The following is a 1,057-nucleotide window of genomic DNA, read 5'->3' on the forward strand; positions in this document are numbered from 1 at the left end:
TTAGGATTGGCCATCGTTAAAAAGCTCACTGAGCTTATGGGTGGTTCTATTACCTTAAAGAGCGTAGAAGGGGTCGGCACGCAGTTTATTGTCACTTTGCCGATACCATGGAATGAGAGCGAAAAACCGAGCCCGCAACATACGCCAGTTCAAACCCGAAGCACTCAGAACTTGCGTATTTTGTTGGCAGAAGATAACCGCGTAAATGCTTTGGTGGCGAAAGGCTTTTGCGAAAAGTTAGGGCACGCAGTGGATGTCGCAGAAAACGGGCTGGTTGCCGTAGAAAAGGCACGCGACAACGATTATGACCTTATCTTGATGGATAATCACATGCCAGAGATGAATGGTGTCGAAGCGACTCGTTTTATTCGCGAAAAGCTAGGGGTAAAGACGTTGCTGTTTGCCTATACTGCGGATGTCTTTCGTGAGGCCCATGACCACTTTATCGCGGCAGGTGCCGATCATGTCCTAACCAAGCCTCTACAAAGGGAAAGTTTTGCTGACGCTTTGAAGCAATTCAGTGCGAGGCTCAAAGTGAAACAAACTGAAGAGGTATCGCCAGCGAGCAATGTATTGCAACTGCAACGTAAGCCGATTGAAAACTTGAGGCTAACGGAAGAGGAATTGTCGAACTCCGAAATGTTGGCGTCCCTCAAAGAACATCCGAATGAGTTACTTGATCTGCTCAACAGCATCATCACCGATTTTGAACTGGCGGTTGATGACCTGATTGAAAACTTTATGCAGAGCGATTTCGACTCTCTCAAATTGACGATGCATACGACCAAGGGAATGGCGTTGAATTTAGGGCTGAAGATACTGGCTAGCCAAGCGCTGGAACTCGAAACACAGTTAAAAATGAACCAAGTGCCAGCGATTGAACAGCTACAGATGTTGATCAATCGCCTCCAAGTGAATATTCATCAAGGACACCGTTTGAGAGATGAGTTAGTAAAAGCGCAACAAAACTCAGAACAGGTGCTTTGAAGTGGCTGTTCGCTCATTTCACTCAGTGTCTGTTTTCTTTCCGTATTGAGCTGTGATTTACTACACCACT

At 46.2% G+C, this 1,057-nt stretch carries 1 protein-coding gene; it reads left to right on the forward strand.

Annotation, left to right across the window (positions count from 1 at the left end):
- Positions 1-987: response regulator (locus R7P35_RS26160; protein ID WP_318093393.1), on the forward strand; the 987-nt coding region annotated here is incomplete at its 5' end.
- Positions 988-1,057: the final 70 nt, after the last annotated feature.

Origin of the sequence: Vibrio sp. Vb0304 (assembly GCF_033338995.1) — a bacterium.
GTDB lineage: Bacteria > Pseudomonadota > Gammaproteobacteria > Enterobacterales > Vibrionaceae > Vibrio > Vibrio alginolyticus.